Origin of the sequence: Polaromonas sp. CT11-55 (genome assembly GCF_047303325.1) — a bacterium.
GTDB lineage: Bacteria > Pseudomonadota > Gammaproteobacteria > Burkholderiales > Burkholderiaceae_C > Polaromonas.
Genome location: NZ_JBKBEX010000002.1, coordinates 257,675 through 272,594, shown reverse-complemented (window position 1 = coordinate 272,594; position 14,920 = coordinate 257,675). Strand labels below are relative to the sequence as shown.

The following is a 14,920-nucleotide window of genomic DNA, read 5'->3' as shown; positions in this document are numbered from 1 at the left end:
CAACGCTTTCCTTGGCGCAAAACCGGGTTTTGCCGACCCGGGCCGGCGCGGCCAACCGACTCGGGCAGAATATTGCCTTGTCTATACAAGACACGCCGTCCATGAAGAACCCCTCCCCTCCCGACACCCAGCCCGCCGGCCCACAGCCGGCCGAGGACGGCCAGGCCGCTGCAGCGCCAACGCGCAACAAGCGCATGTGGGCGCTGGCACTGGGCACGGCGGCGCTCTGGAACCTGGACCCGGCCTTTGGCGAAATGGCCGAAATGATTGGCATGATCGCCTGCGCCGGCAACAAGACCCTGGCCAAGGACGCCATCGCCCAGATGCGCAGCAAGGCCGACAGCCTGCGCGCGCAGATCCCACCCCTGCCCGCCAGCGCTCTGACCAAGGTGGTGCGGCGCGCCGAGGCCGCCTGCGGCGCGGTGCTCGACAAAGGCGTGCGCGTCAAGGAAGTGCAGGCCAGCTGGGACCATTTTGTGGCCTGCGTGCGTGCCCTGCCGGACAAGCACCGCTAGGCAAGCCGCCAACGCTCAGCTCGCAGCCTTGTCGTAAGGGCTTTGCCGCCTTGCCAGCATTCCCAGGCCCTGCATCGCCGCCTCAAACCGCTCGCTCCACGGATGGCCGTAATTGAGCCGCAGGCAGTGCCGGAAGTTGCGCCGCGCTGAAAACACCGGGCCCGGCGCCACGCCTATGCCCAGCTCCAGCGCCGCCTGGTGCAGGGCCAGCGCGTCAAAGCCCTCGGCGAATTCCACCCACACAAAATAGCCGCCCGCGGGGCGCGACACACGCACGTCCGGCGGGAAATGGCGGGCGATGGCGGCCAGCAGGCTTGAGAGCTGCGACTCCATCGCATGCCGCAGCTTGCGCAGGTGTTTGTCGTAGCCGCCGTGCTGCAGATAGTCGGCGATGGCCAGTTGCGCGGGCAGGCTGGCCGATAGCGTGGTCATCAGCCTGAGCCGCTCTATCTGCTGGCCGAAGCGCCCGGGCGACACCCAGCCCACGCGGTAGCCAGGCGCCAGCGTCTTGCTGAAAGAGCCGCAGTGCATCACCAGGCCCTTGCGGTCAAAAGCCTTGGCCGGCAGCAAGCCGCGGTGGCCGAAATACAGTTCGGCGTACACGTCGTCCTCGATCAGCGGAATATCGCGCGTGGCCAGCAGCGCGACCAGCGCTTTCTTTTTCTCCAGCGACAGGCTGGCGCCCGTGGGGTTCTGGAACGAAGTCATGAACCAGCAGGCCTTGACCGGGTGGCGCTGCAGCGCGTCGGCCAGCGCCGCCAGGTCCAGGCCGTCCTGCGGATGCACCGGGATTTCCAGCGCTTTCATCTTGAGCCGCTCCAGCGCCTGCAGGCTGGCGTAAAACCCCGGCGACTCGACCGCGACCAGGTCGCCGGGCTGGGCCACGGCCGTCAGGCACAGGTTCAGCGCCTCCAGCGCGCCATGCGTGACGATGAGCTCATCAGCCGACTGCGCCAGCCCCAGGCCCAGGTAGCGCAGCGCGATCTGCCGGCGCAGGCCCTCATCGCCGCGCGGCAGGCTGGCCACGGTGTCCGCCCCCTGGATAAACCGCGCGCTGCGGGCCAGCGACTTGCCCAGCCGCTGCAGCGGGAACAGCCCCGGCGCGGGAAAAGCCGAGCCCAGGGGAACGATGGCCGGGTCCTGCGCCGCGCCCAGCACCGAAAACACCAGCTCGCTGACGTCCGGCCGGGGCGCCACCCGGGCCGCCTTGCCCGCCCTGCTATCGGCCGCGCCGCGCGCCGGTGCAGCGAGCTGCTGCATGGACGAGGCCGTCACGTAATAACCCGAACGCGGCTGTGCGCGCACCAGGCCTTTTTCTTCCAGCCGGTAATAGGCCTTGAAAGCGGTAGAGGCGCTCAAGCCGTGCTGCGCGGTGATGGTGCGTATCGAGGGCAGTCGCGTGCCGGGGGCCAGGCGCCCGTTGCGGATATCGGTCGCCAGCAGTTCGACCAGTTGTTCGTAGCGTTTCATGGGGTGTACGCGGTGCGGCTCGCTTTGGCGCGGCCTGCCGCGATCTGATATTGCAATTTTCCGCTGTTTTTCATCTGATATGCTTTTTTCGTCGGCAACTGATGCTTACGCGGACTGGCCATGTGGGGCATGATCCCCTCATGCATGAGACCTGTTCTGGATATTCCTGGCTGCGCACGCTGGCCCTGCATACGCTGCCGGCCGCCCTGGCCTGGGCAGCGGCCGGCGCCGCCGTTGCGGCGCCACCTCCCTTTGAAGACAGCATCGCCCAGCGCGCCATGGCCTGCACCGCCTGCCATGGACCGCAGGGCCGCGCCGCGCCCGACGGCTATTACCCGCGCCTGGCCGGCAAGCCGGCCGGTTACCTTTACAACCAGCTGCTCAACTTCCGCGACGGGCGGCGCCACTACGGCCTCATGACGCAGCTGATTGAACCGCTGAGCGACGCCTACCTGATGGAGATCGCGACGTATTTTTCGCAGCTCGAAGTACCCTACCCCGCGCCGCTGCCTGCCGCCGCCGCGCCCGAGGTGCTGCGCCATGGCCGCCAGCTGGTGCTGGAAGGCGACGCTGCGCGCCAGCTGCCGGCCTGCGTGCAATGCCACGGCCAGGCCATGACCGGCGTGGCCCCCGGCATCCCAGGCCTGCTGGGCCTGCCGCGCGACTACCTCAATGCGCAGCTGGGCGCCTGGAAGGCCGGCCAGCGCCGCGCGCATGCGCCCGACTGCATGAAGGACGTGGTGAGCCGCCTGACCCTGGAAGACATCAATGCCGTGGCCAGCTGGGCGGCCGCACAGCCCCTGCCCGCCAGCACCAAACCGGCCGCCAGCCTGCCGCCACTCCCCCCGGGCGCGAGCGCCATCACCTGCGGCAGCGCGACCGCGCCCGCGGCGACCGCCGCGGCCCCCGTGAAGGCGCAAAAGTGAAAAAAGCCTTCAAATTCGCCATCGCCCTGGCAGTCATCGCCGCGGGCGGCAGCGCGCTGGTCTGGGCCCTCAATGTGCGCGACGAAGTCGACGTGAAAGCGCCGGTGGCCAGCGCCGCACCCAGCGACGGGCTGATCGCGCGCGGCGCCTACCTGGCGCGGGCCGGCAACTGCCAGGCCTGCCACACCGCGCAGGGCGGCCAGCCCTATGCGGGCGGGCGCGGCATCGCGACGCCCTTCGGAACCGTCTTCACCTCCAACCTCACGCCCGACGACAAGACGGGCATAGGCGGCTGGTCATCCACCCATTTCTGGCGCGCCATGCACAACGGCCGCTCCAAAGACGGCAGGCTGCTTTATCCGGCTTTTCCCTACACCAGCTACACCCAGGTCACGCGCGAGGACTCCGACGCGCTGTATGCCTACCTGCGCAGCCTTCCCCCGGTGGTCGCGCCCAACCTGCCGCATGCGCTGCGCTTTCCCTACCAGTCGCAGGCCGCGCTGGCGGTGTGGCGCGCGCTGTTCTTCAGCCCCGGTGTGTATGAGCCCGACACGGCGCGCGGCACCGAGTGGAACCGCGGTGCCTACCTGGTCAAGGGCCTGGGCCACTGCGCGGCCTGCCACACGGCGCGCAACGCGCTGGGCGGAAGCGACCAGGGCCTGGACCTGGCCGGCGGCCTGATCCCGATGCAGAACTGGTACGCACCCTCGCTGGCCTCGCCCTATGAGGCCGGTGTGGGCGACTGGGACAAACAGCACATCGTGAGCTTGTTGAAAAACGGCGTGTCGCCACGCGCCTCGGTCACCGGCCCCATGGCCGAAGTCGTGCAGCGCAGCACCCAGTATTTGAGCGACGCCGACCTGGGCGCGATGGCTCAGTTCCTCAAAGAATTGCCCCCCTCGCACACAGCGCCCCCCGAACCAGCCGCCATCAAGACACAGGGCGAGTCGGTGGAGCGCGCCGCCAAACTTTATGAGCAGCACTGCGCCCAGTGCCACGGCGCCAAGGGCGAAGGCATCGCCAATGCCTACCCGGCACTGGCCGGCAACCGCGCCGTCACCATGGGCCAGGCGGTCAATCTGGTGCAGATCGTGCTCAACGGCGGCTACGCGCCGGCGACTGAAGGCAACCCGCGGCCTTTCGGCATGCCGCCCTTTGTGCTGGTACTCAATGACGCCGACATGGGACTGGTGCTCACGCACATCCGCCAGTCCTGGGGCAACCGGGCGAGCGAGATCACGCCGCTGGAGGTGAACCGGATACGGGCGAGTACGGGGCGGTAGGCAACCTTGCCCGTTTATCTGCGAAATCAACCTTATCGCAGTGGGCCGGTCATCATGATGACAAAGACTCTGGGGCGGGCAACTGGCATGTGTTGTGCATCAAACCTGCGGTGCCTCCTCAGCTTCTCGCTATAGTGCCTGCTCACATTTACATCGAGCCTTTACCATGCATTCATTACCGCTTGCCAATGCAGTCCCTGAGAACGAAGACAGAGAAAAAATTGCATTGCAAGCGCGCCGAAAGTTTTCTGGGGCGCTTGCGAATGACACAAAATGGAATGAGCTGATCGTGTATGTACGTGGGCTCGGTTACAAACCTTCGTATCGCTCGAAATGGGTCAGCGGCCACATTTCGGGCTGGGATACCGAGTGGTGCTACCACCTCCCGTTCCCATTTGTGGGTGTGGAGTGGTTTGATCTCGGCTTACATGGAGAAGCCCGGACTGGTCGCCTCCTCGCACCGAAAGTCATTGATTACTCGCCAACGATGCTCGGCAAACTAAAAGAGATCGGCTTCGACTTTGAATACAGGGAAGGTTTTGCAAGGATCTGGGGCTATTACCCCAAATCGTATGAAGATTTTCCGCCGGGCAGACGAGCCTAATCCGTCTTCATCGTCCACGATGTATCCGATTTAGCTCCCACTCCAACCCATACACACATCGCGGCTACCACCACTCTGAAGGTCAAGGCGGTGCCACTATACGGTCGCGTCGCGACAGCGACGGAAACATCCGGAACCACGCCGCCGCCACCAGCAGCGTACCCACACCGCCGGCCACCACCGAGCCCACAGGCCCCAGCAGCGCGGCAGTAGCGCCGGACTCGAACTCGCCAAGCTGGTTGGAAGCACCTATGAATACCGAGTTGACGGCACTGACGCGGCCGCGCATCTCGTTGGGGGTTTCAATCTGCACCAAGGTCTGGCGCACCACCACGCTGACCATGTCGGCGCTGCCCGAAATAGCCAGCACCAGCAGCGACAGCACAAAGCTGGTCGACAGGCCGAACACCACCATGCACAGGCCGTAAACCGCTACTGCCGACAACATGGTCGGCCCGACGCGGCGCTCCAGCGGCCAGCGCGTGAGCAGCGCCGACATCAGCAAAGCGCCCGCGGCGGGTGCGCCGCGCAGCAGGCCCAGGCCCCAGGGGCCGACGTGCAGGATGTCCTTGGCGAACATGGGCAGCAGGGCTGTGGCGCCGCCCAGCAGCACGGCAAACAGGTCCAGTGAAACGGCACCCAGCAGGGCCTTGCGCTGCCAGACAAATTCCACGCCGGCCAGCAACGTGCTCAGAGTCACGGGCTCACGCGGCGGCGGGGCATGGTCGTAGCGCAGCACGGCGATCAGCCCGCAGCCGGTGGCGAACAAGAAGGTGCAGGTGGCATACACCGCCGTGGCGCCGGCCACAAAAATCACGCCGCCCAGCGCCGGCCCGCCTATGATCGCCGCCTGCATGCCGGCTGAGCTGAAGGCCATGGCGCGCGGCAGCATGGCGGGCGGCACCAGCATGGGGGTCAGCGCCTGCTGCGCCGGCATCTGGAAGGCGCGGGCCACACCCAGCAGGACCGACACCGCCAGCAGCAACTCGCGCGAAGCCCAGCTGTGGTGGGCGCCCCAGCCCTGCGTGGCGGCCACCAGGATCATCGCCACCGTGCCCTGAGTGACCAGGCAGCCGGCGATGATGCGGCCGCGGTGCACCCTGTCCGCCACATGGCCCGCCACCAGCGTGAGCAGCAGCGCCGGCATGAACTGGTACAGGCCCACCAGGCCCAGGTCCCAGGCGCTGCCGGTCAGCTCGTACATCTGCCAGCCCACGGCCACCATCAGCATCTGGTTGCCCGTGGTGCCGAAAATCCGCGCGAACCACATGCGCATATAGGCGCGCTGGTGGGTCAGTTCTTTAAACGTGTGTGTCGGCATGCGGGCGTGAAGCTTAACAGCGCCGTGTGAAAGCAGCACCCCAAGGGATATTGCGCCCTTCCAGGGGCGCCCCCGCCCGCCAGTTAACATGGAGGCATAACTACAGAGCAACACCCCTGGAGGTTTTATGCACCGCATCGTCATCGTCGGAGGGGGCGCCGGAGGGCTGGCGCTGGCCACACAACTGGGCAAGCGCCTGGGCAAAAAAGGCCTGGCCGAAATCACCCTGGTCGACGCCGCCCGCACCCATGTCTGGAAGCCGCTGCTGCACCAGCTGGCCGCCGGCAGTTTCGACACGCACGCCGAGGAAATCGAATACCTGGCGCAGGCGCGCTGGAACCACTTCAAGTTCCGCCTGGGCAGCCTCACCGGCGTGGACCGGCAAAACAAGACGGTGCAGCTGGCCGCCAGCCATGACGAAGCCGGCCGCGAAATCACGCCGGCCCAGCAGCTGGCCTACGACACCCTGGTGATCGCCGTGGGCAGCCAGACCAATGATTTCGGCACGCCCGGCGCGGCCGAGCACACCATCAAGCTGGACAGCCCGCAGGCGGCCAAGCGCTTTAACGACAGGCTGATCAACGCCTGCCTGCGCGCCCAGACCGTGCCGCGCGTGGCCGGCAGCGGGCGCCTGACCGTGGCCATCGTGGGCGGCGGCGCCACCGGCGTCGAGCTGGCCGCCGAGCTGCATGCCGCGGCGCGGGTACTGGCCAATTACGGCTTTGACCACATCCACCCCGAAAAAGACCTGCAGATCGTGCTGGTGGAAGCATCGCCGCGCCTCTTGGCCCAGCTGCCCGAGCGCCTCAGCGAATCGGCCATGCGCGAGCTGCGCAAGCTGGCCATCGAGGTGCACACCAATGAAAAAGTGGTCGAAGTCACCGCCGACAGCCTGAAGATGGCCAGCGGCAAGGTGGTGCCCGCCAGCATCACGGTGTGGGCCGCCGGTGTGAAGGCCGCGGACTTTTTGCGCAGCCTGGGCGGCACGCCCGAAGGCGGTGAGGCGCTGGAGACCAGCAAGCTCAACCAGTTGATGGTCAACGGCAACCTGCAGACCACGCGCGACACCAGCATTTACGCCTTCGGCGACTGCGCGGCCTGCCAGCAGCCCGACGGCACCTGGGTGCCGCCGCGCGCGCAAGCCGCCTACCAGCAGGCCATGTACCTGGCGCGCTCGCTGCAAGACCTGATCGCCGGCAAGCCGGTCGCGCCCTTTGTGTTCAAGGACCAGGGCTCCCTGGTGTCGCTGTCTGAATATTCATCGGTCGGCAGCCTGATGGGCAGCCTCACCAAGGGCAGCTTTTTTATCGAAGGCCAGCTGGCCAAGTTCATGTACTGGGGCCTGCACAAGCAGCACCAGCTGGCGCTGGGCGGCTTCAAGAAAACGGCCTTGATCACGCTGTCTGAAATGCTGGACCGCACCCACCGCCCGCGCATCAAGTTGCATTGATAATCACAGCATCCCCACTTATCAACCTGACGGAGAAAACCATGGCAAAAGGACAGCAAAACAACAACAAGATGGTCAAAAAGCCCAAGAAGGACAGCTCGCCGCCCAAGCCGGTCTCGCCCGACGCGGTGCGCCCGACCATCGTCACGCAGGTGATCCCGCGCGGCAAGATCAAGGACAAATAAGCCGTGGCAGCCGGCACCGGCGACCCGCCTGCAAAGGCCCTGGCGGCTACGCAGCAGCCAGGGAATCCGCTGCATGGCGTGACGCTGGAAGTCATGGTCACCGCGCTGTCGGGCCACTATGGCTGGGAAGAGCTGGGGCGGCGCATCAACATACGCTGCTTTACCAGCGATCCCAGCGTGGCCTCCAGCCTCAAGTTCCTGCGCAAGACGCCCTGGGCGCGCGAGAAGGTCGAAAGCCTTTACCTCTTCATGCTGCGGGAAGCCAAACGCAGCGGCCCCACGGTTCATAACTTCCCGCCGCCCAAGCCCAGGGGCTGACCCCGCTCCAAAGAGCTGCTCAAAGAGCTACTCAGAAAACCCAGCGAAGCGGTCCTGGCTAGGCGCGTCGCCGCAGACAGTGCACCGGCACGGCAAGGCGATGCAACAACGCCAGGAGGGCTTTATGAGTAGCTCAAAGCGGGTTGGCGAAGAGCAGCATCATGGCAATACCCACCCCGATCAGGAAGTTGGCATCTATCAGGCCGGCCAGCAAAAACATCTTGACCTGCAGCGGCTCCATCATTTCGGGCTGGCGCACGGCGCCCTCCAGGAAGCGCCCGCCCATCGCGCCTATGCCCAGGCAAGCGCCTATGGCACCCAGGCCTATGATCAATCCACATGCAATGGCAATGGCACCTGCGTCAGTCATGCTTTCTCTCCTTGGTTGAAAACTTTGTTGATGGCTCCATCATGAAGGCCGGCACGCCGCCAAACAATGACCTCGCAGGTAATGGCGCCAGCGCAGCCGGCCTGGTCCTGCTGCATGCCGACGACCACCTGCTGGTGCTGGACAAACCCGCGGGCCTGCTCGCCGTGCCGGGGCGCGGCGAAGGCAAGCAGGACTGCCTGAGCGCGCGCGTGCAGGCGGCTTATCCCGACGCGCTGGTCGTGCACAGGCTGGACCAGGCCACCTCGGGCCTGATGCTGATGGCGCGCGGCGCGGCCATGCAGCGCGCGCTGAGCCTGGCCTTTGAAAGCCGAGAGGTCGGCAAGCGCTACGTGGCCGTGGTGGAGGGCCGCCTGCCCTCATCGGGCAGTGACGACGGCTGGGGCCTGATAGACCTGCCCATCATCGTGGACTGGCCGAACCGCCCGCTACGCATCATCGACGCCGAACGCGGCAAGCCCAGCCAGACGCGATGGCGTGTGCTGGCCTTTGACACGGCGGCGAACACCACACGCGTGGAACTTGAGCCCGTCACCGGCCGATCCCACCAGTTGCGTGTGCACCTGAAAGCCCTGGGCCATCCCATCCTGGGTGATGCCTTGTACGCCCCTGCCGAAGTGCAGGCCAAGGCGCCGCGCCTCTTGTTGCATGCTGCGGCGCTGCGCTTCACGCACCCGGCCAGCGGCTTGCCGATGTCGTTTGAAAGCGCTCCCGGGTTTTAGCGGTGCCGGCAGCCCGGGCTTGCCGGCGCTAACATGGGGCCATGAAACATCTCACCCTCCTCACAGGCGCATCGCGCGGCATGGGCTTGTCCATGGCGCGGCAGCTGCTCTCCGCCGGCCACACCGTGCTTTGCATCTCCCGCACGTCGGTACCCGACCTCGACGCGCACGCCAGGCACGTGGGTGCCACGGCGCTGCAATGGGAGCATGACCTGGCCGACAGCGGTTCCCTGGCCGGCAAGCTCGAAAGCTGGCTCAAGGATTCGCAGGCGGACCAGGCCTGGGCCAGTGCCACGCTGATCAATAACGCGGGCGTGATCCCGCAGATCGCGCCGCTGAGCGCCATAGGCGCCGACGATCTGGCGCGCGCGCTGCGTGTCGGGCTGGAAGCGCCCATGCAAATTACGGCCACCTTCCTGCGCGCCACCGAAGACTGGAAAGCGCCACGCAAGGTATTGAATATTTCGTCGGGACTGGGGCGCAGGGCCATGGCCTCGCAGGCCGCCTATTGCGCCGCCAAGGCCGGCATGGACCACTTCACGCGCAGCCTCGCCCTGGACGAAGCCTTGAAGCCACTGGGCGCGAAAGTCTGCTCGCTCGCGCCGGGCGTGATAGACACCGGCATGCAGGAACAGTTGCGCGCAGCGCCGGCCGAAGCCTTTCCCGACCGGGCTTCGTTTGTGGGCCTGAAAACCGGCGGGTCTCTGACTTCGCCAGACGATGCGGCGGCGCGCATCATTGCCTATTTGGCGCGACCCGACTTCGGGACAAATCCAGTAGCGGACGTCAGGGACTAAGAACCATCAGCAGGGGCCGAGGGTCCGGCTTCGCCGGCCCCAGGCGCCGCCCCCTGCAAGGGGGGAACGGGCTACACGAAGTGAGCCCGGACGGGGGTGTTCAATAGACCTCGGGAACGACGATGTCTTGAGGGACAGGATTGCGCACGTAATCCTCGTGCCGCACCCGCTCCGGTAGAACGATGGCCGGGTGTTCGGTTTCCTGGTAAGGCATCTGCTGCAACAGATGGTGTATGCAGTTCAGGCGCGCCTTTTTCTTGTCGACGGCCTGCACCACCCACCACGGGGCTTCGGGAATGTGGGTGCGCTCCAGCATGATTTCCTTGGCCTTGGTGTATTCCTCCCAGCGCCGGCGCGATTCGAGGTCCATGGGGCTGAGCTTCCACTGCTTGAGCGGGTCGTGGATACGGCCCAGGAAGCGCAAGTGCTGCTCTTCGTCGGAGATGGAAAACCAGTACTTGATCAGCTGTATGCCGGACCGGCCCAGCATTTTTTCAAATTCGGGCACGGTGCGAAAAAATTCCTCGTACTGCTCGTCGGTGCAAAAGCCCATGACGCGCTCCACACCGGCGCGGTTGTACCAGCTGCGGTCGAACAGCACGATCTCGCCGGCCGCCGGCAAATGTGACACATAACGCTGGAAATACCACTGCGTGCGTTCGCGGTCATTGGGGGCCGGCAGCGCCGCCACGCGGCACACGCGCGGGTTGAGCCGCTGGGTAATGCGTTTGATGACGCCGCCCTTGCCGGCCGCATCGCGGCCTTCAAACAGGATGACCACCTTGTGGCCGGTGGCGACCACCCAGTCCTGCAGCTTCACCAACTCGGCCTGCAGGCGGAACAGCTCGCGGAAATACTGGCGGCGGTATTCCTTGTCCTTGGCCGTATCCTTGGTGCTGCGGCCGCGGTCCTCGCCTATCAGCTCGTCCACGGTGCGGTCTTCGATCTCCATCTCCAGCTCTTCGTCGAGGCTGTCGAGCAGGTCATTGCGGATACGCCGCATCAACTCTTCGTCGCTTGAATTCAAGGGTCTCTCCCGCAAAAACCGAAAACCGGCAACACGCCAGCGTAGCGGGCTTCCGTGGCAGTTTGATGAAAAGCCCTAAGGGCTTTGCGCGGAACCCGCGAAGGGCCAGTCTCAGGACTTCTTGAGGATCTGGTAGATCTCGTCCTTGACCTTGAGCCGCCTTTTCTTGAGGTCTTCCAGCGCCTCGTCGGTGATGGCGCCCACGCCTTGCTCATAGCGGGCGATGGCGTGGTTGTCGGTGTCGTATTGGGTAAAGAGGCTGGCAAAGTGCGGGTCGGACACCTTGAGGCTGCGCATTTTCTGCAGGTATTGCGGAAACTCGTGCGCCAGATCGTGATTCAGCAAGTCCATGGGAAGCTCCTTGTTTGGCCGGTGAATGCCGCGGGAATCTCGGGGAAGGGACAGCTTAGTCCCTAACCACCAGCACCGGCAAGTGGGCATGCGACAGCACCTGGGCCGTGACGCTGCCCAGCACCAGCTTTTCAAGCCCGCGCCGGCCGTGCGAGCCCATGACGATGAGGTCGGCATTGACCGACTCGGCGGTGTCCAGGATGCCGCGGTAGATCGCATGGCCTTCGACAACCGAGCCGGTGGCGGCGATGCCCACGCCCTCGAAAGCCTGCTTGGCGGTCTTGATGGCCTCGTTGGCCTCGGCCGTGGCCGCGCCCAGGTACTCGGCCTGGCCGTAGGCGAAGTCGGTGCCCACCCCGGTGAAGGCATAGGGGTCTATGACGTAGATGATGGTCACCTCGGCCTTGAAGGCCTGCGCGATTGTCAGCGCGTTGCCTATGGCTTTTTGCGAGGTGGCCGAGCCATCCACGGGGACCAGAATGTGCTTGTACATGATGCGCTCCTTGAAAACCCTGGACAGATTCTCAGGCACCCGCCCCTGGCGGGTCAATGCCGGCCTCGGCCGGCCCGCAAAAGGACCGGCCTTGCATCATTTATAGATCAGGGCGCCCGCGGGCGCCGTCAGACAAGGCGCCGAAACCCGGCGGCCCCGGCTTACTCAGCCTTGATGTTGGCCGACTTGGCCAGCTGCGCGTAACGCGCGAGGTCGGCCTTGATGAGCCTGGACAATGCCGCGCCATTGCCCGACAGCGGCTCGACACCGGCGCCCGAAAGGTTTTCTTTCACGGCGGGTTCGGCCAGCACCTTCTGCACGTCGGCGTATATCTTGGCGGCCACTTCGGGTTTCATCTTGGCCGGGCCCATGAGCGCGTACCAGATGGAAAAGTCCAGCGGCTTGAGGCCCTGCTCTTCGAACGTGGGAACCTGCGGCATCAGCTGGTAGCGCGCGGCGGTGGACACGCCGATGGCATTGAGCTTGCCGGTCTTGAGGTGCGGCGCGGCGAGGTTGGCGCTCAGGATGGCCAGTTGCACCTGGCCGCCCACCACGTCGGTCAGGGCCGGGGCGCAGCCCTTGTAGCCCACGTTGGTGGCGGCGACCCCGGACTTCTGCTTGACCAGCTCCATCACAAAATGCTGGGGCGTACCGACACCGCAGGAGCCGTAGCTCAGCCCGGTCGGGTTGGCCTTGGAATAGGCGACCAGCTCCTTGAGGTTGGTAATGTTGGTGCTCTGGTGCGAGACCAGCGCGATCGGCGTGAGGCCCAGCAGCATGATGGGCGTCAGGTCTTTTTCGGGATCGTAGTTGAGCTTGCCGTTGACGGCCGGGTTGACCACCATGGTGCTGTTCTGCAGCAGCAGCGTGTAGCCGTCCGGCGGCGCGTGCACCACAGCCTCGGTACCTATGTTGCCGGAGGCGCCCGCGCGGTTGTCCACCGCAACGCCCTGCCCCCACATGGCCTGCAGGCGCGCGCCTATCTGGCGCGCCAGGATGTCGGAGCCGCCGCCCGTGCCGTAGGGCACGATGATGCGCACGGCGCGCGACGGGTAGTCCTGCGCCAGTGCCTGACCGGCGCCCAGGCAGCTCAGGGACATCAGGGCGGCCAGCGCCAGCAGTCGGGGGAATTTCATGGTGTGCCTTTTCGTTGACGGGTGGTGTTGCGGTGATGAAGGGATTACTCGACGGCCCCGACGGCCCGGCTCCACAGCTCCCAGGGCCGCATGACCTGGCCCTCGTTGGTGTTCATGGCCTTGTCGGCCTCTTCGGGCGTCAGGAATTCAATCGGTCCCAGCGCGCTGGCGCTGAGTTGCAGCTTGGCGTTTTCCTCGGCATAGACGGCGCGGTAGACCGCGCGCTCCAGCGAGGGCGCCACCACGGTGGAGCCGTGGCCGCGCATCAGCACGCAGCTGTGCTGGCCCAGCGCCTTGGCCAGGTCCTTGCCCAGGCCCATATCGCGGATCAGCAGGTCGGTGTTGCCGTTGGACTCGCGGATCTCATACAGCGACGAGCCGCTGCCCAGGAAACCGCTCATGTGGAAGATGGGACGCAGGCGCTGGCCGGTCACGCCGAAAGGAATCACGCTGGGCGAGTGGCTGTGCACTACCGCCATGACGTCGGGCCGCGCGCGGTAGATCTCGCCGTGGATGAAACGCTCGAGATAGGAACGCAGCGTGGACGGGACCGCCAGATCGCCGTTGAGGTCGTACACCAGGACGTCGGATTTTTTGACCAGGCCGGGCGCGCGGTTGCATGACAGCAGGAAGTGCTCCGGTGACTTGTCGTGGCGCACGCTCACGTGGCCGAAGCCGTCGACCACGCCCCGGTCGTGGAGGATGCGGTTGGCAACCACGAGTTTTTCGACGAGTGCGGGATCGGGAGCGGAAAGCGTCATGGAGTCTCCTTATCAGCAACGGCCGGGGAGGCTGTTTTTAATAAGTATACATATTACATTCGAATTTTCCAGGCAAATGGCGGAAGACAAAGGGTAAACCCGCCCTCTTCCTTCAATCGCCCGCCCCTCGACTGTGGCAGCGCCGGAACCGGCGTCAAGGCTCGATCTTGACACCCTTCCAGAAAGCGATATGGCCCTTGATGTTTTCGGCCTCGGGCTTGGGATCGGGGTAATACCAGGCGGCGTCGGTATTCATCTCGCCGTTGACCAGCAGCGAGTAATAGCTGGCCTGTCCTTTCCAGGAGCACATGGTGTGGTGGTTGCTGAAGGTGACGTAGTCGCGGTTGAGCGAGCTCTCGGGGAAGTAGTGGTTGCCTTCCACCACCACGGTGTCGTCGCTTTGCGCAATCACTGCGCCGTTCCAGATGGCTTTCATGGGAATGTCTTTCTGCGGATGCGAATCGGGGTCAACAAGTCCCCAATGCTACGCTCCCCGCGGCAGGCTCGCGAACCCCGGGGTTTATTCCCGCCGCCGCACAAGGCGCAGCCGTGTGGCGCGCAGAAAAAAGCCGGTGGCAGGCACCGGCTTTTTGAGCAGAGTCGAGGAAAGCCCAGCCGTCAGTCGTGACCTTTGCCGTGCTTCCCGCCGCGGCCCTGCTCATCGTCGTCCCCACCCTTGTTTTTATGCTTCTTGTGCTTGCCGCGCTCATAGTCCTCATCGCCCTGGACTTTCACAAAATACACAGGCTGACCGCAGGCGTTGTACTTCGCGCAGTGCTTGGACCATTTCTTGGCATGGCCGGGGGGCACATGCAGGTACAGGGGCGGCTGCTGCACCACCACAGCGGGGCGCTGGATGATGACGGGCTGCGTGTAAATCACGGGCGGCGGCGGCGCGTTGCCGATTTCAATGCGGCCGTACACGCCGGGCGACAACGCGCCTTCAACCGTGGCGGTGGCGTAGGGGCCGGCGGCCATGGCCGCACCAGTCCACAGTGCGGACAGCGCAAAGACACCAGCCGCCAGCAAAGGGATTTTGTATTTTTTCATGGTGGGAGTTTTCGTTGTTAACAAACCTAAGAGACGCCTCCCTCCGAGCCAGCAGGGGCCGCGGAACCGGCTTTGCCGGGCCGCAGGCGCAGCGCCCCCTCGGGGGGCAGCGAACCACACGCA

General features: G+C 65.3%; 20 protein-coding genes. 9 read left to right on the top strand and 11 right to left on the bottom strand.

Annotated features, from left to right (window positions below):
• Positions 1–101: 101 nt before the first annotated feature.
• The gene (locus tag ACEN8I_RS03140; protein ID WP_413326179.1) at positions 102–515 is read left to right on the top strand and encodes a hypothetical protein; all 414 of its coding nucleotides are present in this window, start codon (positions 102–104) and stop codon (positions 513–515) included.
• A 15-nt stretch (positions 516–530) separates the two neighbouring features.
• On the opposite strand, the gene ACEN8I_RS03135 is transcribed toward ACEN8I_RS03140, so the two are convergent.
• Together ACEN8I_RS03135 and ACEN8I_RS03130 are read right to left on the bottom strand one after the other, a co-directional pair.
• Complete coding sequence (locus ACEN8I_RS03135; RefSeq protein WP_413326177.1) at positions 531–1,985, bottom strand: PLP-dependent aminotransferase family protein; 1,455 nt, start codon at positions 1,983–1,985, stop codon at positions 531–533.
• A complete protein-coding gene (locus ACEN8I_RS03130; RefSeq protein ID WP_413326175.1) occupies positions 1,982–2,116 on the bottom strand; it encodes a hypothetical protein in 135 nt (44 codons plus the stop codon). The genes ACEN8I_RS03135 and ACEN8I_RS03130 overlap by 4 nt, the downstream gene beginning before the upstream one ends.
• Before the next feature lie 9 nt (positions 2,117–2,125).
• On the opposite strand from ACEN8I_RS03130, the gene ACEN8I_RS03125 reads away from it, so the two are divergent.
• The 3 genes from ACEN8I_RS03125 (at position 2,126) to ACEN8I_RS03115 (ending at position 4,798) form a co-directional block, all read left to right on the top strand.
• A complete protein-coding gene (locus tag ACEN8I_RS03125; RefSeq protein ID WP_413326172.1) occupies positions 2,126–2,911 on the top strand; it encodes a c-type cytochrome in 786 nt (261 codons plus the stop codon).
• Positions 2,908–4,194 (top strand): c-type cytochrome, encoded by a 1,287-nt coding sequence (locus ACEN8I_RS03120; protein WP_413326170.1) that lies wholly within the window; start codon positions 2,908–2,910, stop codon positions 4,192–4,194. Before ACEN8I_RS03125 ends, ACEN8I_RS03120 begins: the two co-directional genes overlap by 4 nt.
• Before the next feature lie 166 nt (positions 4,195–4,360).
• Complete coding sequence (locus tag ACEN8I_RS03115) at positions 4,361–4,798, top strand: DUF6678 family protein (RefSeq protein WP_413326168.1); 438 nt, start codon at positions 4,361–4,363, stop codon at positions 4,796–4,798.
• A gap of 82 nt (positions 4,799–4,880) precedes the next feature.
• Here the strand turns inward: ACEN8I_RS03115 and ACEN8I_RS03110 are convergent, their stop codons facing one another.
• On the bottom strand, positions 4,881–6,119 hold the full coding sequence (locus ACEN8I_RS03110) for an MFS transporter (protein WP_413326166.1): 1,239 nt from the start codon (positions 6,117–6,119) through the stop codon (positions 4,881–4,883).
• A 127-nt stretch (positions 6,120–6,246) separates the two neighbouring features.
• On the opposite strand from ACEN8I_RS03110, the gene ACEN8I_RS03105 reads away from it, so the two are divergent.
• Genes ACEN8I_RS03105 through ACEN8I_RS03095 form a run of 3 tightly spaced genes read left to right on the top strand, consistent with a single transcriptional unit; the run spans position 6,247 to position 8,072 of the window.
• On the top strand, positions 6,247–7,569 hold the full coding sequence (locus ACEN8I_RS03105; protein WP_413326164.1) for an NAD(P)/FAD-dependent oxidoreductase: 1,323 nt from the start codon (positions 6,247–6,249) through the stop codon (positions 7,567–7,569).
• A 41-nt stretch (positions 7,570–7,610) separates the two neighbouring features.
• A complete protein-coding gene (locus ACEN8I_RS03100) occupies positions 7,611–7,754 on the top strand; it encodes a hypothetical protein (protein WP_175456107.1) in 144 nt (47 codons plus the stop codon).
• Positions 7,755–7,757: 3 nt separating this feature from the next.
• Positions 7,758–8,072, top strand: a complete 315-nt coding sequence (locus tag ACEN8I_RS03095) for a VF530 family DNA-binding protein (RefSeq protein WP_413326161.1) — start codon at positions 7,758–7,760, stop codon at positions 8,070–8,072.
• A 133-nt stretch (positions 8,073–8,205) separates the two neighbouring features.
• Here the strand turns inward: ACEN8I_RS03095 and atpE are convergent, their stop codons facing one another.
• Complete coding sequence (atpE, locus tag ACEN8I_RS03090; RefSeq protein WP_007868318.1) at positions 8,206–8,442, bottom strand: F0F1 ATP synthase subunit C; 237 nt, start codon at positions 8,440–8,442, stop codon at positions 8,206–8,208.
• 41 nt (positions 8,443–8,483) lie between these two features.
• On the opposite strand from atpE, the gene ACEN8I_RS03085 reads away from it, so the two are divergent.
• Both ACEN8I_RS03085 and ACEN8I_RS03080 read left to right on the top strand, forming a co-directional pair.
• Positions 8,484–9,182 carry an RluA family pseudouridine synthase gene (locus tag ACEN8I_RS03085; RefSeq protein ID WP_413326391.1) on the top strand — a complete coding sequence of 233 codons (699 nt, stop codon included), beginning with the start codon at positions 8,484–8,486 and terminating at the stop codon, positions 9,180–9,182.
• A 41-nt stretch (positions 9,183–9,223) separates the two neighbouring features.
• Positions 9,224–9,979, top strand: coding sequence for an SDR family NAD(P)-dependent oxidoreductase (locus tag ACEN8I_RS03080; RefSeq protein WP_413326159.1), 756 nt, complete (start codon positions 9,224–9,226; stop codon positions 9,977–9,979).
• Positions 9,980–10,079: 100 nt separating this feature from the next.
• On the opposite strand, the gene ppk2 is transcribed toward ACEN8I_RS03080, so the two are convergent.
• From ppk2 to ACEN8I_RS03045, 7 genes are all read right to left on the bottom strand, one after another.
• Positions 10,080–10,982: a polyphosphate kinase 2 gene (ppk2, locus tag ACEN8I_RS03075; protein WP_413326389.1), complete on the bottom strand. Its 903-nt coding sequence runs from the start codon at positions 10,980–10,982 to the stop codon at positions 10,080–10,082.
• Between the two features lie 135 nt (positions 10,983–11,117).
• Positions 11,118–11,357 carry a YdcH family protein gene (locus ACEN8I_RS03070; RefSeq protein WP_413326157.1) on the bottom strand — a complete coding sequence of 80 codons (240 nt, stop codon included), beginning with the start codon at positions 11,355–11,357 and terminating at the stop codon, positions 11,118–11,120.
• 55 nt (positions 11,358–11,412) lie between these two features.
• The gene (locus ACEN8I_RS03065) at positions 11,413–11,850 is read right to left on the bottom strand and encodes a universal stress protein (RefSeq protein WP_413326155.1); all 438 of its coding nucleotides are present in this window, start codon (positions 11,848–11,850) and stop codon (positions 11,413–11,415) included.
• A 161-nt stretch (positions 11,851–12,011) separates the two neighbouring features.
• Positions 12,012–12,986 carry a Bug family tripartite tricarboxylate transporter substrate binding protein gene (locus ACEN8I_RS03060; RefSeq protein WP_413326153.1) on the bottom strand — a complete coding sequence of 325 codons (975 nt, stop codon included), beginning with the start codon at positions 12,984–12,986 and terminating at the stop codon, positions 12,012–12,014.
• 44 nt (positions 12,987–13,030) lie between these two features.
• Positions 13,031–13,747: a class II aldolase/adducin family protein gene (locus ACEN8I_RS03055; RefSeq protein ID WP_413326151.1), complete on the bottom strand. Its 717-nt coding sequence runs from the start codon at positions 13,745–13,747 to the stop codon at positions 13,031–13,033.
• 154 nt (positions 13,748–13,901) lie between these two features.
• A complete protein-coding gene (locus ACEN8I_RS03050; RefSeq protein WP_413326149.1) occupies positions 13,902–14,183 on the bottom strand; it encodes a DUF427 domain-containing protein in 282 nt (93 codons plus the stop codon).
• Positions 14,184–14,365: 182 nt separating this feature from the next.
• Entirely contained in the window at positions 14,366–14,797 is a 432-nt protein-coding gene (locus tag ACEN8I_RS03045; RefSeq protein WP_413326147.1) for a hypothetical protein, read from the bottom strand.
• Between the last annotated feature and the right edge of the window lie 123 nt (positions 14,798–14,920).

Bases quoted from the DNA above. Each gene is read 5' to 3' on its own strand.
- ACEN8I_RS03140 (WP_413326179.1), top strand. From the start codon at position 102: ATGAAGAACCCCTCCCCTCCCGACACCCAGCCCGCCGGCCCACAGCCG.
- ACEN8I_RS03135 (WP_413326177.1), bottom strand. From the start codon at position 1,985: ATGAAACGCTACGAACAACTGGTCGAACTGCTGGCGACCGATATCCGC.
- ACEN8I_RS03130 (WP_413326175.1), bottom strand. From the start codon at position 2,116: ATGCCCCACATGGCCAGTCCGCGTAAGCATCAGTTGCCGACGAAAAAA.
- ACEN8I_RS03125 (WP_413326172.1), top strand. From the start codon at position 2,126: ATGCATGAGACCTGTTCTGGATATTCCTGGCTGCGCACGCTGGCCCTG.
- ACEN8I_RS03115 (WP_413326168.1), top strand. From the start codon at position 4,361: ATGCATTCATTACCGCTTGCCAATGCAGTCCCTGAGAACGAAGACAGA.
- ACEN8I_RS03110 (WP_413326166.1), bottom strand. From the start codon at position 6,119: ATGCCGACACACACGTTTAAAGAACTGACCCACCAGCGCGCCTATATG.
- ACEN8I_RS03105 (WP_413326164.1), top strand. From the start codon at position 6,247: ATGCACCGCATCGTCATCGTCGGAGGGGGCGCCGGAGGGCTGGCGCTG.
- ACEN8I_RS03100 (WP_175456107.1), top strand. From the start codon at position 7,611: ATGGCAAAAGGACAGCAAAACAACAACAAGATGGTCAAAAAGCCCAAG.
- atpE (WP_007868318.1), bottom strand. From the start codon at position 8,442: ATGACTGACGCAGGTGCCATTGCCATTGCATGTGGATTGATCATAGGC.
- ACEN8I_RS03085 (WP_413326391.1), top strand. From the start codon at position 8,484: ATGAAGGCCGGCACGCCGCCAAACAATGACCTCGCAGGTAATGGCGCC.
- ACEN8I_RS03080 (WP_413326159.1), top strand. From the start codon at position 9,224: ATGAAACATCTCACCCTCCTCACAGGCGCATCGCGCGGCATGGGCTTG.
- ppk2 (WP_413326389.1), bottom strand. From the start codon at position 10,982: ATGCGGCGTATCCGCAATGACCTGCTCGACAGCCTCGACGAAGAGCTG.
- ACEN8I_RS03070 (WP_413326157.1), bottom strand. From the start codon at position 11,357: ATGGACTTGCTGAATCACGATCTGGCGCACGAGTTTCCGCAATACCTG.
- ACEN8I_RS03065 (WP_413326155.1), bottom strand. From the start codon at position 11,850: ATGTACAAGCACATTCTGGTCCCCGTGGATGGCTCGGCCACCTCGCAA.
- ACEN8I_RS03060 (WP_413326153.1), bottom strand. From the start codon at position 12,986: ATGAAATTCCCCCGACTGCTGGCGCTGGCCGCCCTGATGTCCCTGAGC.
- ACEN8I_RS03055 (WP_413326151.1), bottom strand. From the start codon at position 13,747: ATGACGCTTTCCGCTCCCGATCCCGCACTCGTCGAAAAACTCGTGGTT.
- ACEN8I_RS03050 (WP_413326149.1), bottom strand. From the start codon at position 14,183: ATGAAAGCCATCTGGAACGGCGCAGTGATTGCGCAAAGCGACGACACC.
- ACEN8I_RS03045 (WP_413326147.1), bottom strand. From the start codon at position 14,797: ATGAAAAAATACAAAATCCCTTTGCTGGCGGCTGGTGTCTTTGCGCTG.